We start from the raw sequence: 19524 nt of genomic DNA, 5'->3' as shown, positions 1-19524 counted from the left end.
ACGGTGCCCGCGCCAAGGCCAGCGGCAACCTGCGCGGCATGGTTCCGGGCTGCAGCTTCCAGCTCACAAATCACCCGCGCGAGAAGGCCAACACCGAGTACCTGATCCTGGACACCCGGCTCCTGATCGAAGACGTTGGGCAAGACAGCCAGATCCGCGATGCCGCACCCGGGCGCAAGCAGCACTGGAAAGTGGAGCTCGATTTCACCGCACACCCGATGGCCGAGCCGCTGCGTCCGGCGCCCACGCAACCCAAGCCGTTCACCCGCGGTCCCCAGTCCGCATTGGTGGTCGGGCCGCCCGGGCAGAACATCTGGACCGACGAACTGGGCCGCATCAAGGTGCAGTTTCCTTGGGACCGCATCGGCCAGAAGAACCAGCACAGCACCTGCTGGATACGGGTGTCGAGTCCGTGGGCGGGCAACCAGCTGGGTGGCGTCCAGATTCCGCGCATCGGCCAAGAGGTGATCGTCGATTTCTACGGCGGCGATCCGGACCTGCCGATCTGCACCGGGCGGCCTTACAACCAGAACAACCTGCCGCCATGGGCGTTGCCGGGGCAGCAGGCGCTGTCGGGCTTCAGAAGCCGGGAGCTGACCGAAGAAGGTGGCAACAGCGCAGCCGGGCGCAGCAACCACCTCGCGCTGGACGACACGGCCGGCAGGATCCAGGCGCAGCTCAAGAGCGACCACCAGCACAGCCAGCTGAGCCTGGGGCACATCACGCGCATCGAGGACAACGCGGGGCGCAAGGACGACCGGGGTGAAGGTTTTGAACTTCGCTCCGATGGGTGGGGTGCCGTGCGCGCACACAAGGGCTTGCTCATCTCCACGGACGGGCGCTCCAAGGCCATCGGCGGGCTGTTGAGCCGCGACGAATTGGTCGCCTGTCTGGAACAGGCGCTGGCGATCGCCAAAGACCTGACCAAGGCGGCCGAGAAATGCGACGCCGGCGCGCGCGAAACCGCGCCGCAACAAGCCTTGAGCGAAGCCGCCGAAGCCCTCGGGCATGGTGCCAGCAACGAAGTCGATGCCCATGGCAAGGCGAAAGGCGGCCAACCCGTGCTCGCCCTCAGCGGTGCGGCCGGCATTGCCAGCGTCACGCCCAAGGACCACATCCAGTACGCCGGCTTGAACATCGACACGGTGGCCGGCCACAACCAGCAGCACTACGCAGATCAGTCGATCCTGCACACCGCCGGCAAGGACATCGGTCAGTTCGCGCGCACCGGCGACATCCGCGTTGTAGCCAACGAGGGAAAGCTCATTCACCAGGCTCAGCACAACAGCGTGGAGATCACAGGCGAGAAGGCCATCACGATCCAGTCCACGGAGGACAGCATCACGATCAAGGCCAGGAAGAGCATCACCCTGGCCCTGGACGACGGCACCTACCTGCGCATGGGCGGCGGACGGGTGGTCTGGGGCATGACGGGCGAGTACCTCGTGCAGACCGCGAACTACCGCATCAGCGGCCCCAGCACCATCGGGATTGATCTTCCGAGCTTCATGCGCACGGACCAGGCGCATCAACTCAAGCTGCACCGCATGGGGGACAAGGCCGATGGCTTGCCCAGCCGCGCTTACAGCCTCGTCAAGGCCAGCGGGGGCGGTAGCAATGCGCAATCCGGCGGTGACGCGATTTCCAGGCTCGACGAGAGCAAGCCGTTCGATATCACTTGAACCACACCCAGCACTCGACAAGTCAAGACACGAGGACATATGAGGATGAAGAAACCACGCTCTTTCCCCTGCAAGGCCCAAGCCGTGGCCGGGAGCATTGCGGGACAAACGGCCAACTTCTTGTTGGGGGTGCTGGGCGCTTGCGCAAGCACATACCCAGTGGCCAAGAAAATCAGCGCTGTCGCGAAGGAAATGACATGAAGCTCATTTCAATCGCATGCGCTGCGTTGCTCGTGTCGTTTCTCTTTGGGTGTTCTTCGCCGGCGCCCAAGTCGAAGAAAACGCCAGAGTCCGTGCCGGAAAAAAACGTCGCGTTTCCAAGGGCACAAGGCATCGCGCCAGCCAAGAGCGGCCAAAACAATCTCCGGATTCCCTATCCCAATGGAGAGGTCGCCGTTAGAACGCGCGACGGGAAGATCTCACGTTTCAAAAGCGACGACAAGGGATTGGTCCGCCTGCCCGATGGCGATCTTTTCGACCCCGAGCAGCTGGAAATTCTGGTGTGCCGGTCGTCGACCGGCTGCCCAGCGCCGACGTACTGACATGAGTGCAGCGCGATGACTTTCGATGCGCAAACTTCCATCGGCCCTTCCTGTCGCTTCGACATGACACTTCGCCGACTTCATCGGCGTGGCCGGTGGCCGTCGCCGTGTGCTGCTCGAGCTGGCGCATGTCGCGACCTGCCCGATGCAGTCGAAATTGTGGTCAAGCCCGCATGTCATGTGCCGCACCTTGCGTGTCCTGCCGATCGCGCACCGACGCGATTTACAGGTGCTCTCGCGACAAACCGTTTGCGCTGCTTGAGACGCACCGCGTCTATTTGATCGGCTTTCAACACAACACAGGGAGAGAATTTTCATGAGCAAGAGCGACTTCAGGTCAGTGTGGGGGCTGACTTTGGCCGCATTGGTATTGGCGCTGAGTGCGTGCGCAGTTGGCAGGGCTTCGCCGCCACCAACGCATCGGCCCGACATTCCACCGCAAGTGGCCTACCGTATCGACGAGCACAGGTATTTCGAGATCACGCCGGAAGACAACTGCTATGGCGACATGCTGTACTTCATCGACACGGCCAAGGGCATCCGTTCGGAAGTGGTGGGCTTCGACGCGGTGATGAACCGAACCACGCTCATCATCGACGCCGCCAACGATCAATATCTGGTGACGCCTGTGACGCGAGGGGGCATCAACTGCTCGTCGGGGGGAGGTGGGTGCGCGGCCGCCACGATGCCTTACTCCATCGATGGAGGTCGAACATGGAGACGAGTGTGGTCACCGGGGACCACCTATGACTTGATGGTCAGCGGGTCGACGGCGTATCAGTCGTATTCCCGCCGTGCTTATGGCATCACAAGCACCGATGCACTGGATCTGACGATATCCAACCCCCAAAGCAATGACTGGCAAGGTCTGGATGACCGGCACTTCATCTTCAAGCCCCGCATTGCACCGATGGATACCAAGGTGCAATGCAAAGCCCAAGACAGCGGGAGCGGCGAATGAGTCGGGACAACGACCTGAGTTCGCTTCTCCCCGTAGTACCCGAACCCGGCAAGTACCAATGGGTCAAAGGCAAATCCACCGGCATCGAAGGTAAGCAGAAAGACCGCACGCACATCCGCCGCCTGCGCTGGCTGACCTCTGTTGCGCTGGTGCTGGGCTTGGGCGCCTGCGCCCAGGGCGGCAGCCCTCCCAAGGTCTGGCCCGCCGAGCCGGCAAAGCCGCCCGCGCCGCCGGTGACGCCGCAGGTTGCCTACCGTATCGACGAGCACAGGTACTTCGAGATCACGCCGGAAGACAACTGCTATGGCGACATGCTTTACTTCGTCGACACGGCCAAGGGCATCCGTTCGGAAGTGGTGGGCTTCGACGCGGTGATGAACCGAACCACCCTCATCATCGACGCCGCCAACGATCAGTATTTGGTGGCGCCTGTGACGCGAGGGGGTATCAACTGCTCGTCGGGGGGAGGTGGGTGCGCGGCCGCCACGATGCCTTACTCCATCGATGGAGGTCGAACATGGAAACGAGTGTGGTCACCGGGGACCACCTATGACTTGATGGTTAGCGGATCGACGGCGTATCAGTCGCACCGCAATGTGGACGTGATCACGGACGGGCTCGATTTGACGCACCCCACACCGCAGAGCAGTGATTGGACGTATCTTCCTGGCTTCGTTTTCAAGCCGCGCATTCCACCTGCCGATATCAAGGTGCAGTGCAAAGCCCAAGACAGCGGAAGTCGCAAATGAGCCAGGACACCGACCTGAGTTCGCTCACCCCCGTAGTACCCGAACCCGGCAAGTACCAATGGGTCAGAGGCAAATCCACCGGCACCGATGACAAGCAGAAGGAGCGCACACACACAGTCGGAGTGCCGGACCTGATGCCCGGCATCATCATCTTCGTACACGGGGTCAATTCCGATGGAGAGTGGTATTTCGATGCGTCAGGGCAGTTTGCAGAAGGATTGAACCAGAGGCTGGGCAGGGACGATCTGAGGCAACTGGCTCAGGACAAGGAAGGCAATAAGGACAAGGTCACTGCCAACCGCTATCTCAAAATCGACAAAGATGGCAAGCGCGTCAAGTCCCCCGTCATCCCCTTCTGGTGGGGCTACCAAACCCAACCCACCGAGCGCAGGATAGTCAAGGGCACAGACCAGCGGGGCAACACTCCTGCCAAGACCGATCAATACGGCAACCCTTTGCGCACCGACGGCGCCTGGGGCGGTGGCCCCTTCCAAAACGGCGGCGCCTCGCTCACCTCCTTCTGGCTTCCCACGGGATTTCGCAAAGACGTCCTGTTCGGCACGGTCGACGTCAACTCCATCAACCCTGTGGTCGGCCGCATGCTGTGCGACTGCCCGCCGCGCTTGTACTACGCACACGCGGCACGACGCCTGGCGAACCTGGTCACGGACATCCGCAAGAACCTGCCCAACGAGCCGATCAACATCGTCTCGCACAGCCAGGGCACCATCGTCGCGCTGTGCTCGCTGTTCTTCCTGGACAAGGTGCGCGGGCCCGACACCGTGATCCTCAACAGTTCGCCCTACCGTTTCGACACGGCGATCACCGACGTCATCAGCGCGTCTGACGGCAAGCGCAGCGTGCAGCCAGGGCCGGCGCGCATCGACACTTTCGTCAATGCCGCGAAGATCGTGGCCGAGGCCACCAAGGGCTACCCGGCGCCGCCGGAGCCGAAGTTCGCATGCACCGTCGAACACAAGCCGCGACACGCCTACGACGACGCCGTGTATTGCCACAAGCCCGCCGACGCACCGCTGTGGCAGGCCGAAATTGGCGGCAAGGTCGAAGACCCCGACGGCCCCCGCGGGCAAGACGGCAAGCCGTGGTGGAGCGACCCCAAGTTCGAGCGCAGCGACACCCGCGGCAAGCTGGTCGTCAACTTCAACCCCGGCGACCGAGTGATCGGTGTATCTGCCGTCTCCGGCATGGGCTGGCGCGGCATTCCGCCCAAATACATGGAGAAGGTCAACCAGGGCGAGAACGTGCAACAGCGTCTTTTTGCGCGCGGCACCAATGGCGAGCACAACCCGCCTGTAGGCGCTAAGCCCACCGGCAAGGCGCAGCCCTACTTCTACAGGCAGCTCGTGCCGGTCGCGGCCGGCCCGAATGGCGAATCTGGGGAGAAGCGCCAGGAGTCGCGCTACCTGGACGGCAGCAAGCCCGATGCCATGTGGAAGATCGAGCCGGAAAAGATACTGGGCCTCGTGCCGGTGCAGGGAGACCTCCTGCCCAACGGGCGCGGCGAGGTGGAGAGCGTGATCGTTAATGCACCGGAAGTGCCATGGCCACTGGATCTGCCTCAAGAGTTTGATGCCGGCTATGTGATGTATGACGGCAAGCAAGGCATGGCGCCGGACGGCACGCCGGTGAAAGCAAGCATTGAACAACAGGAAGACTTCAGAGACGACGTGATGTACCAGGAGCGGCAGACCGTCATGCGGCGGGACGAAAAGGGGTTGCCTACGCATGTGACCTACGAAAGCTGGGAAGAAGTCGAAGAGCGACGCAGGAAAAAGGTCGGCAAGATCCCTGTGTCCCCCACCAATCATGCGGCCATCCTGCGTTTCAAGAATCAGAAAACTGACGCTTCACCTGTGGCGAACGTACTCAGCTACGACGTCACCGTAGGCTTGGGCTACGCCTGGCACGACGAGAAGTATTGGAACTACCTGCTCGACCTGGCCGACTGGAAGAAGAGCGACCCGTACTACGAAACGGGCAAGCTGCCCGACTCCGACAGAACGATGCCGCCCGGCATCGTGACTGGCAACGCGCCGGCATCTGCGTCCCAGTCAACTTTCAATTCGACCGGAGCACCGCAGTGACAAGACGCTATCGCTATCATCCCGCCGCCGCATCTCCCGCCAGGTTCTTGCATGTCTCGGGGGTGGGGCTGCGTGTGGAGCAGGTGCCCGCCGGCCCCCTGTGGGACCGCGTGCGACGCCGGGCATCGCCCGACGAAGAAGCGCCCACACCGCCGGGCTCGCTGGACAAATGCCTGGAGAACGCTGGCTTGTTCCGCAGCGCCGCGCTGCGCGCCGCGCTGACCCACCGGCCGAGAAACGGCGAGCGGGGTCGTTTCGTGGAGAACTACCCGCTTCCCACGCTGATGGCGTTGCCACCGTCCACGAAACTTGACGCGACGGCACTGGCGCAATGGAGCCGCATGTATCAGAGCAGCGAGAGCAAGCGCGGGGTTCCATGGCAGCTGCACAACGGCCCAGCGGGCATGGCGTTCCACCAACTGGGTTTCAACGCGCGCCCGCGTTTCGAGCCCGCAGGCATAGGCCTCTGGCTCTCAGCCTTCGAGGCGTTCGACACCCAGGGCGACCTCAACAGCCTGTTGGTGTGGGCCGAAGACGGCTACGCGGTGCGCGCTGAGTTGGGCGGCTGGGAGAACCCGCAGGGGCAGCGCAGCGAGTCGCTGGAGGACATTCTTGCGCGACCCAAGCGCGCCGGTCAGTTGCGTGACACCTTCTCAGGTCTGCTGCTCACACGTCCCGAGGCAGCCGAGTGGCTGCGCGAGTGGTCGCTGCACGTTCGCGATGCAAGCCAGGACAGTAATTTTCCTAACGGCGTGGTCGGCCGCGGCCCCCACGGCTTCGGCGGCCTGCGGTCGGAAGCCTATGACGGCGGCGCGAACTATCGTGTCTCGCCTGGTGACTTCAGGCCGACGCCGAACGTGCCGGCGTTGTGGAGCCAACCCCAGTACGAGCAGTACGCACAGATGCCGACGCTGGCGCTGCTGTTCAAGCCCGAATTCGCGCGTTTCGATGCGGGCATATCGACCGACCAACGGGCCGACGCGCTCGAGGCCGCGCTGAAAGCCCTGCTGGAAGGGCCATTGCGCCAGCAGCCGCCCAAGCGACTCTTCTACAGCGCTGCACCGGACGGTGACGACACCGCATTGCTCGCGCGCTGCATGACCAAGGTGACATCGCAAAGTGGACTGCTGGACACGGGCGCGGGTTTTCGGTTGGAGCCGTGCCTGGGCGGGGAACTGGGCGCGGCGAGCATGAACGCAGCCATCGGGCTGGCGAGCATCGCCGTCTGGGAAACCGACGAGCCGGCGCTCGTGGTCAACCTGCGCGACCCGCGCGGGGCATTGGTCTTCGCGCTGCTCCCGCCCCGCCCTGAGTATCGCCAGCGTTTGAATCCAAGACCGTACGTCATCTGAGCGCATGCGCAGGTGCCACCCGGCACGCACGGGCAAGCAGATTTCAGCCGCCTACCCCGGCTGGTACTGATACAACCAAGTCTCCGTCAACGTCTGATCCCCGTTCTTCAGATACAGCCGCATGTCGATCGGCTCATTGCCTTCAGGCGTGAAGTCGAACTGCGCGCGCCAGTGCCCTGGCACGCCGTTGGGCACGGCCTCGGCAAAGATGTACGAGAACTTGCCGCGCGCAGCCGTCAGCACCACCTCGGGCTTCACGCCGAAGGGCACCGTGGTCAGCGGCTGGCCGATGAACTCCACCATGAACTTGCGCACGCCCTGCGGCCTCGGCTGGCCCGGCTGGCCGCCGCGGCCGATGCGGGTGGCTACGCAGCGCGCGAGCGGCGACGGAAAGGGCTCCTGGTCGGTCCAATGCAGGCGGTACTGCAGGCTGTAGCTGGCGCCGGCCTTGGCGTCTGCCTTGGGCACCCAGAAGGCGACCACGTTGTCATGAATTTCGTCGTCGGTCGGAATCTCGATGAGCTGCACCGAGCCCTCGCCCCAGTCGCCCAGCGGTTCGATCCACAGGCTCGGGCGCTTCTCGTAGTTCACGCCGTCCTGGTAATGGTCGAAGGCGCGGTCGCGCTGCAGCAGGCCGAAGCCGCGCGGCTTGGTGTCGGCGAAAGCAGACGCGCGTGTCTGCGTCGGGTTGTTCAGCGGGCGCCAGATGCGCTCGCCCGCGCCGTTCCAGATCGCCAGGCCGTCGGAGTCGTGCACCTCGGGGCGCCAGTCGATGGCGGTGGGCTTGATGGTTTCGGAGTACCAGTACATCGACGTGAGCGGCACCAGGCCCAGGCGGGACACATCGCGGCGCAGGAACATGCGCGCGTCGATGTCCATGATCACGGCCTTGTTGCGCTGCATGATGAACTTGAAGACGCCGGTGATGCTCGGGCCTTCGAGCAGCGCGTAGACCGTCATCGAGGTGGTGTTGTTCGCCGCCGGCGTCTCGAAGTAGAAGCGCGTGAAGGTCGGGAATTCTTCCGCCTTGTCGGGCACCGCGACATCGAGCGCCACGCCGCGCGCAGACAGGCCGTACTGGTAGAGCTCGCCGATGGCGCGGAAGTACGAGGCGCCGAGGAACGCGACCCAGTCGTTCTTCTGCCAGTCGAGCTTGCTCTGGTCGCCCAGGCGGCTTTCCTGCAGGCGAAAACCCGCGAAGCCCGCGCCGGGCGGCAGTGCGCGCGCCGGGCTGTCGGGCGGCATCGAGAAGTACGAGGCGTTGTAGAGCACTTCGCGCGAGAAGGCGTCGCCGTCGGCGTTTTCCAGCACGTGCATGCGCACGGGGGTCTGGAAGAAGCGGCCGAGGTGGAAGAAGGTGACCGGGAACGCGCCGGGCCCGTCGCGAAAGAGCGCGTTGGCCGGGTCGAACTTGATCTTGCCGTGGGCGTCGTAGTCGATGCGCTCCAGCACGTCGGGCGCGAGGGGCGCGGCCGCCACATAGGGCTTGGCCGCGAGCGACTTGGCCTGCGCGACCAGCGCGTCGAAGGAAAAGGGCGTGGGCTGGCTCAGTTGCAGCCCGTTGGCGGCCAGCGCCTCCTGGGGCAGTCCGAGTGCGGCGAGTGCGGCGGCTGCGCCACCGGCGGCAAGGAAGGATCGGCGATCAAGCATGTGGTTCTTGAGGGTTGCGAATCTTGCGAGTCTGGGAAAAAGGAAAACGGCACAGCCCGGCCTGGGAGGCGAGCTTTGGAACGATCCTAATGCAGCAAGTGGCGCAAGGGACTTTCCGTGACCGGGAAGAGCCGACAGTCTGAAGGCCCTCGCAAGCCGCCCGCGTCAGCCATTCCGCGCACCCCGGGCCGGACAAAGCCGCCAATCCGGAGAATTGTGCGTTTATGTATCGTCGCCGTCGGACGCCCTCAGCGCGTAGACCGCATACAGCGACACGCCGAGAAACATCATGACCATCGGCGCGAACAGCGTGTACGACAGCCCCATGCCTTCGAGCAGGCGGTAGGTGGCTGTCAGCTGCAGCCGCGGATGCGGCTGTGTCAGCTCGGCCGGGCGGCGCACGCCCCATCGAAACTCCGCGCCGGTGGTGCGCACCGAAGGGTGCTGCTTCGCGCGGCCTACCCCGAGCCAGCACATGGCATCGAAGGCCAGCACCGAGCCCGCGGGCGCCCGCTCGCCGAAGGTGGCGAGCACGGCCTCCACCTGCTCGGGCTCCAGGTACATCAGCACGCCCTCGGTGAAGAGGAACACGGGCGGGGCGTCGCGGCTCTCCGGCAGGCCCAGCTGCTCCCACCAGTCAGGCGCGGTCAGGTCGAGTTCTCGAAGGTCGTGGCGACCGTTGGTCTCGGGGATAAGCTCGCGGCGCAGTTCGAGCACCTCGGGCAGGTCGGCGTCGGTCATGCGGCACCTGCCGTCGTCCAGCCACTGGAAGTAGTGGCTCAGCCCGCAACCCATGTTCACCACCCGCGCGGCGGGGTGGCGCTTGAGGAACTCCTGCGCCAGGCCGCGCAGGCGCCGCGTGCGCGAGAGGATGCTGTAGATGGTCATGCGCTCTTCCGGTAGCGCCTGACCGTCGTCGCGGATCTGTTCGAGGATGCCGGCGGCGTAGGCGTCGCGCACGGCCACCTGGGGAAACATGCGGTCGCCCGACGCGCGCGCGGCCAGGGGAATCCGCAAGGTGGAGGGAACGGCCGACAGGCCCCGCGCGGGTTTGGGAAGGGTCATGAATGCTGCAGCAAAGCCATGCATCGAGTCTGGCGGCTGCGGCCAGGCGGGGCAAGTCAGTCTTTGGTTACGCCCGCAGTGGCGCAGCGCGCATCCACGAATGACGAATGCCACGCCAGGCCCGGCGGTCGGCCGGCGTCCTCTAGTGCGCTGACGGTGCGCCGCGCTCCCGTGCGAGGTGGCGGTAGACGGTGCTGCGGTGAACCCCGAGCCGGCGTGCGGCCTTGGCCACGTCGTGCTCGCAGGCCTTGAGCGCTTCGTCGATGGCATGGCGCGTGATGGCCACCAGCGGCTCGGTCGGCGGTGGCGGGGTGAATGCAACGGCGCTGGCTGCACCCGGCATCTCCACGTGCGTGTGCATTCCCCGCAGATGGGCAGGCAGCGCCGCGGCCGTCACGGAATCCCCCGCATCTGCCAGCGCGACGACGGCGCGCAGCGTGCTGCGCAGCTCCCGCACATTGCCCGGCCACCGGTAGGCGGCCAGCACGGCGAGCGCATCGGCCTCCAGCCGAAGCTGCCTGGCCGCGCCGCCCGCTTCCATGAACAGCCGCTCGATCAGCGCGTGCCGGTCGCTGCGCTGGCTGAGCGAGGGCAGGGCGACGGTGAACCCCGCCACCCGGTACATCAGGTCGGCGCGAAAACGCCCTGCCGCCACCAGCGCGGGCAGGTGGCCGTGCGTGGCGCAGACCAGGTCGAAGTCCACCGCCACGCCCTGGCCGCCGCCCAGCGGCCTGACCACGCGTTCTTCGAGCACGCGCAGCAGCCGCGTCTGCAGCGCCAGCGGAATCTCCGCGATCTCGTCGAGGAACAGCACGCCACCATGGGCCTCGCGGATGCGGCCCGCCATGCCTTTGCGCCGGGCGCCGGTGAAGGCGCCCTCGTCGTAGCCGAACAGCTCCGACTCGATCAGCGTCTCGGGCAGCGAGGCGCAGTCGACCGCCACGAACGGGCCCGCGCTGCGCCGGCTCGCGGCGTGCAGGCGGCGCGAGAACACTTCCTTGCCGCTGCCGGTTTCGCCGTTCACCATCACCGGCACGCCTTCGTTCAGCACGCGCACGGCCTTGTCGAGCAGCGGCTGCACGTCGTCGGCCGCTGGCGTCGGGCCCGGTGCCGAGGTCGTCCGCCGCGCGGTGGCGTTCGATCTGCCCGGCGTCTCGGAACGCTCCATCACCGTGGCGATCTGCCGTCCGCCGGGCAGCGTGAGCAGGCTGCGCCGGTGTTCCATGCGCGGCCAGTTCTCGCCGAGAAAAACCTCTGCATCGAGGTCGAGCAGCCCCTCCCACGAACGGCCGAAGAGCTCGAGCGCCACCCGGTTGGCCGCGACGATGCGCCCGCCCTCGATCACCATCAGCCCCTCGCGTGCGGTGCCGATCAGCGCCGGGCGCGCATGGAAGCGCAGCACGTGGCCCCTGGCCTCGGCCAGCAGCATGCGGTGTTCGACCTGTTGCGCAGCCATGCGCACCAAGCCCAGTGCATGCGGGTTCACTCGCAGGGTCTCGCCTGAAATGTCGAGCGCGCCCGCCACTTCGCCGCGCCCCGTGAAGATAGGCGCCGCAGCGCAGCCCAGGCCGCCGTTCTGCGACAGGTAGTGCTCGCCGCCCAGCACCATCAGCGCCTCGCGCTCGGCCAGCGCGGTGCCGATGGCGTTGGTGCCGCGGTGGTTTTCCGACCATTCCACGCCGGGCTGCAGCGCAATGCGCTGGGCCTTGGGCAGGAAGTCGGGGCTGCCGACCTCCTCGAGGATCAGGCCGCTGGCGTCCGACAGCACCACCACGCACCCGTTGCCGATGGCGTGTTCGGCCAGCCCGTCGAGTTCGGGCTGCGCACAGTTCAGCAGCCGAATGGCTTGCTCGCGCCGTTCGCGCAGCAGCGCGAGCGCCATCGGCTCGGGGTCGATGGCCCGGTGGTCGACCGGGCGGCTGCGCTGCCACGAGCGCGAGATGTGCGGCGCAATCCACGGCGCCGGGTCGCGGCCCTGCCCGAAGAACAGCTCGCGGGCCTGTTCCATCCTGACCGATGGCCACTGCGCTTCACCACTCATGCGTGTCTCCGATGGGTTGTTCGCCTTGTGCGACATCCTAGTCGCCGTGTTCGCACATGCATGTCGCAGATTGCGAATGGAAACCCTCTGCGACACCGTGCTGCGAGGGAAGAAGTACCCAGGGATTGTCCCGACCCGGGCGGGTATGTGGCTTGCGATGGATCAGGCGGGTCGCCGCATGTCGTGGCGCCATCAAGCAAATGGAGACAAGTCATGGACATGCTCGAACCAGGCAAATTCGGCACCGCGGTGCCGTTCAAGAAGCGCTACGGCAACTACATCGGCGGCGAGTGGGTCGCGCCGGTGGACAACCAGTACTTCGAGAACATCACGCCCGTCACCGGCAAGGTCTTCTGCGAGGTGCCGCGCTCGACCGCGGCCGACATCGACCGCGCGCTGGACGCCGCCCACAAGGCCAAGGCCGCCTGGGGCCGCACCTCGACCACCGATCGCGCCAACATCCTGAACAGGATCGCGGACCGCATGCAGGAGAACCTGGCCCTGCTCGCGGCCGCCGAGACCTGGGACAACGGCAAGCCGATCCGCGAAACCATGGCGGCCGACCTGCCGCTGGCGGTGGACCACTTTCGCTATTTCGCGTCGTGCATCCGCGCGCAGGAAGGCGGCATCAGCGAGATCGACCACGAAACCTTTGCGTATCACTTCCACGAGCCCATCGGCGTGGTCGGCCAGATCATTCCCTGGAACTTTCCGATCCTGATGGCCGTGTGGAAGCTCGCGCCTGCGCTCGCTGCCGGCAACTGCGTGGTGCTCAAGCCCGCGGAGCAGACGCCGGTGTCGATCCTGGTGCTGATGGAGATCATCGGCGACCTGCTGCCCCCGGGCGTGCTGAACGTGGTGAACGGCTTCGGCGTGGAGGCGGGCAAGCCGCTGGCGTCGAGCAACCGCATCGGCAAGATCGCCTTCACCGGCGAAACCACCACCGGCCGGCTGATCTCGCAGTACGCGAGCCAGAACCTGATTCCGGTCACGCTGGAGCTGGGCGGCAAGTCGCCCAACGTCTTCTTCGCCGACGTGATGGACAAGGACGACGGCTTCTTCGACAAGGCGCTCGAAGGCTTCGCGATGTTCGCGCTGAACCAGGGCGAGGTGTGCACCTGCCCGTCGCGCGCGCTGATCCAGGAGTCGATCTACGACCGCTTCATGGAGCGCGCACTGAAGCGCGTGGCCGCCATCAAGCAGGGCAGCCCGCTGGACATGGCCACGATGATCGGCGCGCAGGCCTCGAGCGAACAGCTCGAGAAGATCCTGTCGTACCTCGACATCGGCAAGCAGGAGGGCGCGCAGGTGCTGATCGGCGGCGAGCGCCAGACGCTCGAGGGCGACCTGGCCGGCGGCTACTACGTGAAGCCCACGGTGTTCAAGGGCCACAACAAGATGCGCATCTTCCAGGAAGAGATCTTCGGCCCCGTGGTGTCGGTCACCACCTTCAAGGACGAGGAAGAAGCGCTCGCCATCGCCAACGACACGCTGTACGGGCTGGGCGCGGGCGTATGGAGCCGTGACATGAACCGCGCCTTCCGCATGGGCAAGGGCATCCAGGCCGGCCGTGTGTGGACCAACTGCTATCACCAGTATCCGGCGCATGCGGCCTTCGGCGGCTACAAGCAGTCGGGCATCGGGCGCGAGAACCACAAGATGATGCTCGACCACTACCAGCAGACCAAGAACCTGCTCGTGAGCTACAGCGAGAACAAGCTGGGCTTCTTCTGATGACAGGCGAGGTCCTGTGCGTCACCGCGACGGATACCGCGCTCGCGTTGATCGACAGGCTCGCCGCCAGGCACGGCCCGCTGATGTTCCATCAGTCGGGCGGCTGCTGCGACGGCAGCGCGCCCATGTGCTACGGGCGCGACGAGTTCATCGTGGGCGACTACGACAAGCTGCTGGGCCACATCGGCGGCATGCCGTTCTACATCAGCGGGCCGCAGTTCGAGTACTGGCAGCACACGCAGCTGATCATCGACGTGGTGCCGGGGCGCGGCGGGATGTTCTCGCTGGAGGGGCCGGAAGGGTTGCGCTTCCTGACGCGGTCGCGGCTGTTCACGGACGAGGAATGGGCTGTGCTTGAGGCGACGAAGTAGGGGCGCTGTTCAGGGCTCGCTCACGCCGATGGGGTGAGCGTGTTCAGGGCTGCCGTCGATCGTCTCCTCCGCCCAAATCCAGAGAGCACGCAAGTGCACAAAGTCACCTTGTCCGTCGAATGAGAACCAAAGGGCTCGTTTGACATGTTATGTCGGCTCACCTACATTGAGCCCATCGACGAACCGCGCGTTTCGATCGGTACATAACCACAAGGAGAGGTATGCAATCACTGCTCGATCAACTCAAGGGACTGGATGTACTGGCCGGCGCCGAGATGGGTGGGCTGCCCGTGCAGCTGCAGCCCATTCCGGGCAGCACCCCCGTGATCCAGGTGAGCATCGAAGGCCGCGACGAGCTGCCGATCTTCGTCACCAGCTCCGACATGCAGATCATCTGCATCTGCTACCTCTGGACCGACGAAGAAGTGAAGCCCGAGCGCCGCACCGAGCTGCTCGAATCGTTGCTTGACCTCAACCCCTCGGTGCCCCTGTCGTCCTTCGGGCGCGTCGACGGCCGCTACGTGCTCACCGGCGCGCTCGGCCGCGATGCCAGCGTGCAGGACATCGCACGTGAAGTGGCCGTGCTCAGCGACAACGCGCTCGACGCACTCGACGCCCTGTCCGAATTCCTGAATTAAGCGGAGAACCCCATGACAGTCATCAAGAAGCTGGTCACCTTGCTGCGCGGCAGCGCACGCGAAATCGGCGAGAGCGTGGTCGACAGCAACGCCACGCGCATCTACGAGCAGGAAATCATCGACGCCAAGCACAGCATCGAGAAAGCCAAGGGCGACCTCACCGGCGTCATGGCCAAGGAAATGCAGTCGGCCCGCGAAATCGAACGCCTGAAGAACGAAGCGAGCCGCTACGAAGGCCTGGCGCTCGAGGCGCTCAACAAGACGCAAGAGGGCCTGGCGCTCGACGTGGCGTCCAAGGTCGGTCTGATCGAGCAGGAACTCGAGGAGCAGGCCAAGGCGCACGCGTCGTATTCGCTGCAGGTGTCCAAGCTCAAGGAACTGATCAAGTCGGCCGAGGCGCGCATCCGCGAGCATGAGCGCGAGATCGGCATCGCCAAGACCACCGAGAGCGTTTATCGCGCCACGCAGTCCATCTCCGAGAACATCGGCAGCGGCGGTTCGCGCCTGGCCAATGCGCGGGAGTCGCTGGAGCGCATCCGCGCACGGCACGAGGACCTGTCCGACCGCATGACGGCCAGCCAGCAGCTGGACAACGAGTTCGGCCACGGCGCACTCGAGAAGAAGCTCGCGGCCGCGGGCATCGGCAGCGACGCCGACCGCACCGGCAAGGTGATGGCGCGCATCCGCGCCCGCCAGGCCGGCGACCCGGCGGGAACCGGGGCGCCATAAGCATGCGCGCCAAGCCGGTTCGCTGGCAGGGCTCCGACGAGGCAATACGCGCCGTCCAGGTGGCGTTCGACGTGGAAGAGGCCGTGCTCGAGGCCGTGCGCAGCGCGGCGTTCGAGCAGCACGTGTCCACGTCGGACCAGATCCGCCAGGTGCTGGGCCTGGCGACCACCTCGAAGCCGAAGCGGCCGCGCCTCACGGTGTCGTTGAGCGCCACCGACTACGAATTCCTGGCGCAGCGCTACGGGCTCGCCGCGGACGACCGCCTGGCCATCAAGGAGAGGGCCACGCGCGACCTGATCGCCTTCGCGAGCACCGCAACGGCGAGTGCAAAGAAGAACACCGGCACGGGGAAGCCGGGGCGCAAGTAAACAGAACAACGAACAACAACCCGCAAGCGGGAGGATCAATGGGCAATTTCATGGGCGCGGTGACGGGGTACCCCACCGCGATCTACACGGTGCTGCTGGGCGTCGTGGTGATCTACTGGGTGCTCGCGATGCTCGGCATGGTCGACATCGAACACAGCGGGCTCGACGTCGACGTCCACATGCACACGCATGCCGACGGCGACACCAGCGACGTCGGGCAGCTCGCAAGCTATGTGGTGGCCATGGGCCTGAACGGCGTGCCGTTCTCCGTGGCCGTGAGCCTGCTGGTGCTGGTCTCCTGGACGGTGTGCTGCCTGGGTGGCGAATGGCTGCTGCCGCTGGTGCCTACGCTGCCGCTGCAGCTGCTGGCCGGCACGGTGCTGCTGGTGGCCAGCGCGGTCATCGCCATTCCCATCACCGCCGTGGCCATCCGGCCGCTGCGCGGCCTGTTCGTGACCCACACGGCCGTGACCAACGCCGCGCTGGTCGGACAGCTCTGCCGCGTCGTCACCGGCGTGGTCAACGAGAAGGACGGCCGCGCCGACGTGGCGCGCCGTGGCGCGAGCCTGAACATCCGCGTGTGGGCCATCACGCCCAACACGCTCAAGCGCGGCTCGCGGGCGCTGATCGTCGAGTACGACGAGGTGGCCGGGCGCTACCTCATCGCCGCGCACGACGACCACGCAGCCTGATCCACACCCCAAGCCGTCCGGCTGAGCCGGCCGTCAGGGCGCGCCTTCGCGGCACGCCGCACCCGTCACCTGTTTCTTTCGCTCTCAAAGCAATTCTGGAGAAAAAATGGAGCCCATCATCTTCGCCATCGTCATACTGGCCGTTGTCATCCTCGGCCTGTTCGCGATGTTCGCCAAGTTCTATCGCAAGATCGAACAGGGCCACGCCCTCATCGTGAACACGCTGCGCGCGGAGCCCGAGGTGACCTTCACCGGGCGCATGGTCTACCCGATCATCCACAAGGCCGAGCTGATGGACATCTCGGTCAAGACGATCGAGATTGACCGCTCGGGCAACGAAGGCCTGATCTGCCGCGACAACATCCGCGCGGACATCAAGGTGAAGTTCTTCGTGCGCGTGAACAAGACCGCCGACGACGTGCTGAAGGTGGCGCAGGGCATCGGCTGCGCGCGGGCCTCCAACCACGAGACGCTCGAAGAGCTGTTCTCGGCCAAGTTCTCCGAGGCGCTGAAGACGGTGGGCAAGTCGATGGAGTTCGTCGACCTGTACCAGGCGCGCGACGGCTTTCGCGACCAGATCATCAGCCAGATCGGCAACGACCTGTCGGGCTACGTGCTCGAAGACGCGGCCATCGACTTCCTCGAGCAAACGCCGCTGTCGGAGCTGGACGCCAACAACATCCTCGATGCGCAGGGCATCAAGAAGATCACCGAGCTGACGGCGGTCGAGCATGTGCGCACCAACGAGCTGCGCCGCAACGAGGAAATGCAGATCAAGAAGAAGAACGTCGAGACGCAGGAAGCCATGCTCGAGCTGGAGCGCCAGCAGGCCGACGCCACCTCGCGCCAGCACCGCGAAATTGCCAGCGTGCGCGCCCGTGAAGAGGCCGAGACCGCCAAGATCCAGTCCGAGGAGCGCACCAAGTCCGAAACCGCGCGCCTGCTCTCGGAGCAGACCGTGTCGGTGCAGCAGGAGAACGTGCAGCGCGAAAAGGAAGTGGCCGAGAACAACCGCAAGCGCGCGGTGGCCATCGAGGAAGAAAAAGTCACCCGCGCCCGCGACCTGGAAATTGTCGACCGCGAGAAGGAAGTGACGCTGCAGCGCATCGAGAAGGACAAGGCCGTCGAAGTGCAGAAGAAGGCCATTGCCGACGTGATCCGCGAGCGCATCGTGGTCGAGCGCACGGTGGCCGAGCAGGAAGAAGCCATCAAGGAACTGCGCGTGGTGGCCGAGGCCGAGCGCACCAAGAAGTCGGTCGTCATCATGGCCGAGGGCCAGGCCGAAGAGAAGATGGTCATCGACGTGAAGGCGGCCGAAACGCAAGAGAAGCGCGCGCGTCACAAGGCGGCCGAAGAACTCACGCTGGCCGACGCCAAGCTCAAGGTGGCCGAGCGCGACGCCGAATCGAAGAAGCGCGAAGCCGAAGGCGTCGAGGCCATCTCCGCCGCGCCGGGCCTGGCTGCCGCCAAGGTCGCGATCGCCACGGCGCAGGCCAAGCTGGCCGGCCTCGAGGCCGAAGCCTCGGGCAAGGAGAAGCTGGGCCTGGCCGAGGTGCATGTGCGCCAGGCCGACGCCGACGCCATCCTGAAGTCCGGCCAGGCCGACGCGCAGGTGATCGAGGCGCGCTCGCAGGCCGAAGCCGCCGGCATGCGCGCCAAGTTCGAGGCCGAAGCCTCGGGCAAGGAAAAGCTCGGCTTGGCCGACGTGAACGTGCGCACGGCCGACGCCGAGGCCACGCTGAAGTCCGGCCAGGCCGACGCGCAGGTGATCGAGGCCCGCTTCAACGCCGAGGCCAAGGGCCTGCACGAGAAGTTCGAGGCCATGAAGTCGATGAGCCCCGAAACGCGCGACCACGAAGAGTTCCGCATGCGCCTGGAGAAGTCGCACATCGAGACGATGAAGGGCATCGACGCGCAGACGTCCATTGCCAAGGAGCAGGCCGAGGTGCTGGGCACCGCGCTGTCCAACGCGAAGATCGACATCGTGGGCGGCTCGGGCGACTATTTCGACAGCTTCGTGCGCTCGCTGTCGGTGGGCAAGGGCATCGACGGCGTCATCTCCAAGAGCAATGCGCTGCAGGTCGCCTTCAAGGACCAGCTCTCGGGCGAGCGCGACGTGGTGAAGGACGTGCGCGACATCGTCGGCGCGCTGGGCACCTCATCGGGCGAAATCCAGAACCTCAGCGTGGCCGCGCTGATGAGCAAGATCTCCAGCGACGGCAGCGAAAGCCAGAAGACCGCACTGCAGAACCTGATCTCCACCTTCCGCAACTGACCCCGGGGCGTGCGATGAATCCGAACCTGAAGTGCAGTTGCCCGGCGCATGCGCCGATGCAGCCGGTCGCGCTGGCCGAAGCGCTGCTCGCGGTGGAGTGCGGTGACTGCAGCGGCATGCTCATGGCGATGGACGACTGGCGCGCCTGGAAGGCCGGCGACGCCAACCGTGTGCCGCATGCCGTCGACGACGAAGTCATCGAGGTGTTCGATGCCGCGGCCGTGCGGCACTGCCCCGCCTGCGACCGCCTGATGCAGCGCCTGCGCGTGAGCGCGGCCCCCGACTTTCGCATCGACCGCTGCGTGCCCTGCCAGAACCTGTGGTTCGATCCGGGCGAGTGGCGCGCCCTCGTGAGCCGCGGGCTGGCCGGGCGGCTCGACGAGCTGCTGTCCGACGGCTGGCAGCGCCGCCTGCAGACCGAGGAGTTGCGCGAGGCGCGCATCGACGCGCTGCGCCGGCGCTACGGCGACGACTGCATCGACGAGCTGGACCGCATCCGCGCCTGGCTCGGTACCCAGCCCCACCGCGACGAGCTGCTCGCACTGCTGCGCGCGGACTGACCGCGCCGAC

General features: G+C 65.7%; 17 protein-coding genes. 14 read left to right on the top strand and 3 right to left on the bottom strand.

The window, feature by feature from the left end:
• From ACSFBM_RS30665 to ACSFBM_RS30640, 6 genes are all read left to right on the top strand, one after another.
• On the top strand, positions 1-1682 hold a 1682-nt coding region (locus ACSFBM_RS30665), incomplete at its 5' end, for a type VI secretion system Vgr family protein (protein ID WP_435487754.1).
• 197 nt (positions 1683-1879) lie between these two features.
• Positions 1880-2224 carry a hypothetical protein gene (locus ACSFBM_RS30660; RefSeq protein WP_435487753.1) on the top strand — a complete coding sequence of 115 codons (345 nt, stop codon included), beginning with the start codon at positions 1880-1882 and terminating at the stop codon, positions 2222-2224.
• Between the two features lie 316 nt (positions 2225-2540).
• Positions 2541-3185, top strand: coding sequence for a T6SS immunity protein Tli3 family protein (locus ACSFBM_RS30655; RefSeq protein WP_435487752.1), 645 nt, complete (start codon positions 2541-2543; stop codon positions 3183-3185).
• Complete coding sequence (locus tag ACSFBM_RS30650; protein WP_435487751.1) at positions 3182-3934, top strand: T6SS immunity protein Tli3 family protein; 753 nt, start codon at positions 3182-3184, stop codon at positions 3932-3934. The genes ACSFBM_RS30655 and ACSFBM_RS30650 overlap by 4 nt, the downstream gene beginning before the upstream one ends.
• Positions 3931-6039: a T6SS effector phospholipase Tle3 domain-containing protein gene (locus tag ACSFBM_RS30645; protein WP_435487750.1), complete on the top strand. Its 2109-nt coding sequence runs from the start codon at positions 3931-3933 to the stop codon at positions 6037-6039. Before ACSFBM_RS30650 ends, ACSFBM_RS30645 begins: the two co-directional genes overlap by 4 nt.
• The gene (locus ACSFBM_RS30640) at positions 6036-7391 is read left to right on the top strand and encodes a hypothetical protein (RefSeq protein WP_435487749.1); all 1356 of its coding nucleotides are present in this window, start codon (positions 6036-6038) and stop codon (positions 7389-7391) included. The genes ACSFBM_RS30645 and ACSFBM_RS30640 overlap by 4 nt, the downstream gene beginning before the upstream one ends.
• A 51-nt stretch (positions 7392-7442) precedes the next feature.
• On the opposite strand, the gene ACSFBM_RS30635 is transcribed toward ACSFBM_RS30640, so the two are convergent.
• From ACSFBM_RS30635 to ACSFBM_RS30625, 3 genes are all read right to left on the bottom strand, one after another.
• On the bottom strand, positions 7443-9041 hold the full coding sequence (locus ACSFBM_RS30635; RefSeq protein ID WP_435487748.1) for an OpgD/OpgG family glucan biosynthesis protein: 1599 nt from the start codon (positions 9039-9041) through the stop codon (positions 7443-7445).
• 222 nt (positions 9042-9263) lie between these two features.
• Entirely contained in the window at positions 9264-10106 is an 843-nt protein-coding gene (locus ACSFBM_RS30630; protein ID WP_435487747.1) for a class I SAM-dependent methyltransferase, read from the bottom strand.
• 142 nt (positions 10107-10248) lie between these two features.
• Positions 10249-12147 (bottom strand): sigma-54-dependent Fis family transcriptional regulator, encoded by a 1899-nt coding sequence (locus ACSFBM_RS30625; protein ID WP_435487746.1) that lies wholly within the window; start codon positions 12145-12147, stop codon positions 10249-10251.
• A gap of 213 nt (positions 12148-12360) precedes the next feature.
• On the opposite strand from ACSFBM_RS30625, the gene adh reads away from it, so the two are divergent.
• From adh to ACSFBM_RS30585, 8 genes are all read left to right on the top strand, one after another.
• On the top strand, positions 12361-13881 hold the full coding sequence (gene adh / locus ACSFBM_RS30620) for an aldehyde dehydrogenase (protein ID WP_435487745.1): 1521 nt from the start codon (positions 12361-12363) through the stop codon (positions 13879-13881).
• Positions 13881-14252, top strand: a complete 372-nt coding sequence (locus tag ACSFBM_RS30615) for a DUF779 domain-containing protein (protein ID WP_435487744.1) — start codon at positions 13881-13883, stop codon at positions 14250-14252. Before adh ends, ACSFBM_RS30615 begins: the two co-directional genes overlap by 1 nt.
• A 221-nt stretch (positions 14253-14473) precedes the next feature.
• Complete coding sequence (locus tag ACSFBM_RS30610; RefSeq protein ID WP_435487743.1) at positions 14474-14890, top strand: YjfI family protein; 417 nt, start codon at positions 14474-14476, stop codon at positions 14888-14890.
• 12 nt (positions 14891-14902) lie between these two features.
• On the top strand, positions 14903-15619 hold the full coding sequence (locus ACSFBM_RS30605; RefSeq protein ID WP_435487742.1) for a PspA/IM30 family protein: 717 nt from the start codon (positions 14903-14905) through the stop codon (positions 15617-15619).
• Between the two features lie 2 nt (positions 15620-15621).
• Complete coding sequence (locus ACSFBM_RS30600; protein ID WP_435487741.1) at positions 15622-15987, top strand: hypothetical protein; 366 nt, start codon at positions 15622-15624, stop codon at positions 15985-15987.
• 38 nt (positions 15988-16025) lie between these two features.
• Positions 16026-16679 carry a ubiquinone biosynthesis protein gene (locus ACSFBM_RS30595; RefSeq protein WP_435487740.1) on the top strand — a complete coding sequence of 218 codons (654 nt, stop codon included), beginning with the start codon at positions 16026-16028 and terminating at the stop codon, positions 16677-16679.
• 106 nt (positions 16680-16785) lie between these two features.
• Entirely contained in the window at positions 16786-18954 is a 2169-nt protein-coding gene (locus ACSFBM_RS30590) for a hypothetical protein (protein WP_435487739.1), read from the top strand.
• A gap of 14 nt (positions 18955-18968) precedes the next feature.
• Positions 18969-19514: a TFIIB-type zinc ribbon-containing protein gene (locus tag ACSFBM_RS30585; protein WP_435487738.1), complete on the top strand. Its 546-nt coding sequence runs from the start codon at positions 18969-18971 to the stop codon at positions 19512-19514.
• Positions 19515-19524 lie beyond the last annotated feature (10 nt).

It is taken from the genome of Variovorax pasteuri, from assembly GCF_051216435.1.
Classification (GTDB): Bacteria; Pseudomonadota; Gammaproteobacteria; order Burkholderiales; family Burkholderiaceae_C; genus Variovorax.
Note: the sequence above shows the minus strand (reverse complement) of the source record. Positions and strands in the feature narration are given on the sequence as shown.

Excerpts from the sequence above, each read along its gene's own strand:
- ACSFBM_RS30585 (WP_435487738.1), top strand. The coding sequence starts at position 18,969 with ATGAATCCGAACCTGAAGTGCAGTTGCCCGGCGCATGCGCCGATGCAG.
- ACSFBM_RS30660 (WP_435487753.1), top strand. The coding sequence starts at position 1,880 with ATGAAGCTCATTTCAATCGCATGCGCTGCGTTGCTCGTGTCGTTTCTC.
- ACSFBM_RS30615 (WP_435487744.1), top strand. The coding sequence starts at position 13,881 with ATGACAGGCGAGGTCCTGTGCGTCACCGCGACGGATACCGCGCTCGCG.
- ACSFBM_RS30630 (WP_435487747.1), bottom strand. The coding sequence starts at position 10,106 with ATGACCCTTCCCAAACCCGCGCGGGGCCTGTCGGCCGTTCCCTCCACC.
- ACSFBM_RS30645 (WP_435487750.1), top strand. The coding sequence starts at position 3,931 with ATGAGCCAGGACACCGACCTGAGTTCGCTCACCCCCGTAGTACCCGAA.
- ACSFBM_RS30655 (WP_435487752.1), top strand. The coding sequence starts at position 2,541 with ATGAGCAAGAGCGACTTCAGGTCAGTGTGGGGGCTGACTTTGGCCGCA.
- ACSFBM_RS30625 (WP_435487746.1), bottom strand. The coding sequence starts at position 12,147 with ATGAGTGGTGAAGCGCAGTGGCCATCGGTCAGGATGGAACAGGCCCGC.
- ACSFBM_RS30600 (WP_435487741.1), top strand. The coding sequence starts at position 15,622 with ATGCGCGCCAAGCCGGTTCGCTGGCAGGGCTCCGACGAGGCAATACGC.
- ACSFBM_RS30605 (WP_435487742.1), top strand. The coding sequence starts at position 14,903 with ATGACAGTCATCAAGAAGCTGGTCACCTTGCTGCGCGGCAGCGCACGC.
- adh (WP_435487745.1), top strand. The coding sequence starts at position 12,361 with ATGGACATGCTCGAACCAGGCAAATTCGGCACCGCGGTGCCGTTCAAG.
- ACSFBM_RS30590 (WP_435487739.1), top strand. The coding sequence starts at position 16,786 with ATGGAGCCCATCATCTTCGCCATCGTCATACTGGCCGTTGTCATCCTC.
- ACSFBM_RS30595 (WP_435487740.1), top strand. The coding sequence starts at position 16,026 with ATGGGCAATTTCATGGGCGCGGTGACGGGGTACCCCACCGCGATCTAC.
- ACSFBM_RS30650 (WP_435487751.1), top strand. The coding sequence starts at position 3,182 with ATGAGTCGGGACAACGACCTGAGTTCGCTTCTCCCCGTAGTACCCGAA.
- ACSFBM_RS30610 (WP_435487743.1), top strand. The coding sequence starts at position 14,474 with ATGCAATCACTGCTCGATCAACTCAAGGGACTGGATGTACTGGCCGGC.
- ACSFBM_RS30635 (WP_435487748.1), bottom strand. The coding sequence starts at position 9,041 with ATGCTTGATCGCCGATCCTTCCTTGCCGCCGGTGGCGCAGCCGCCGCA.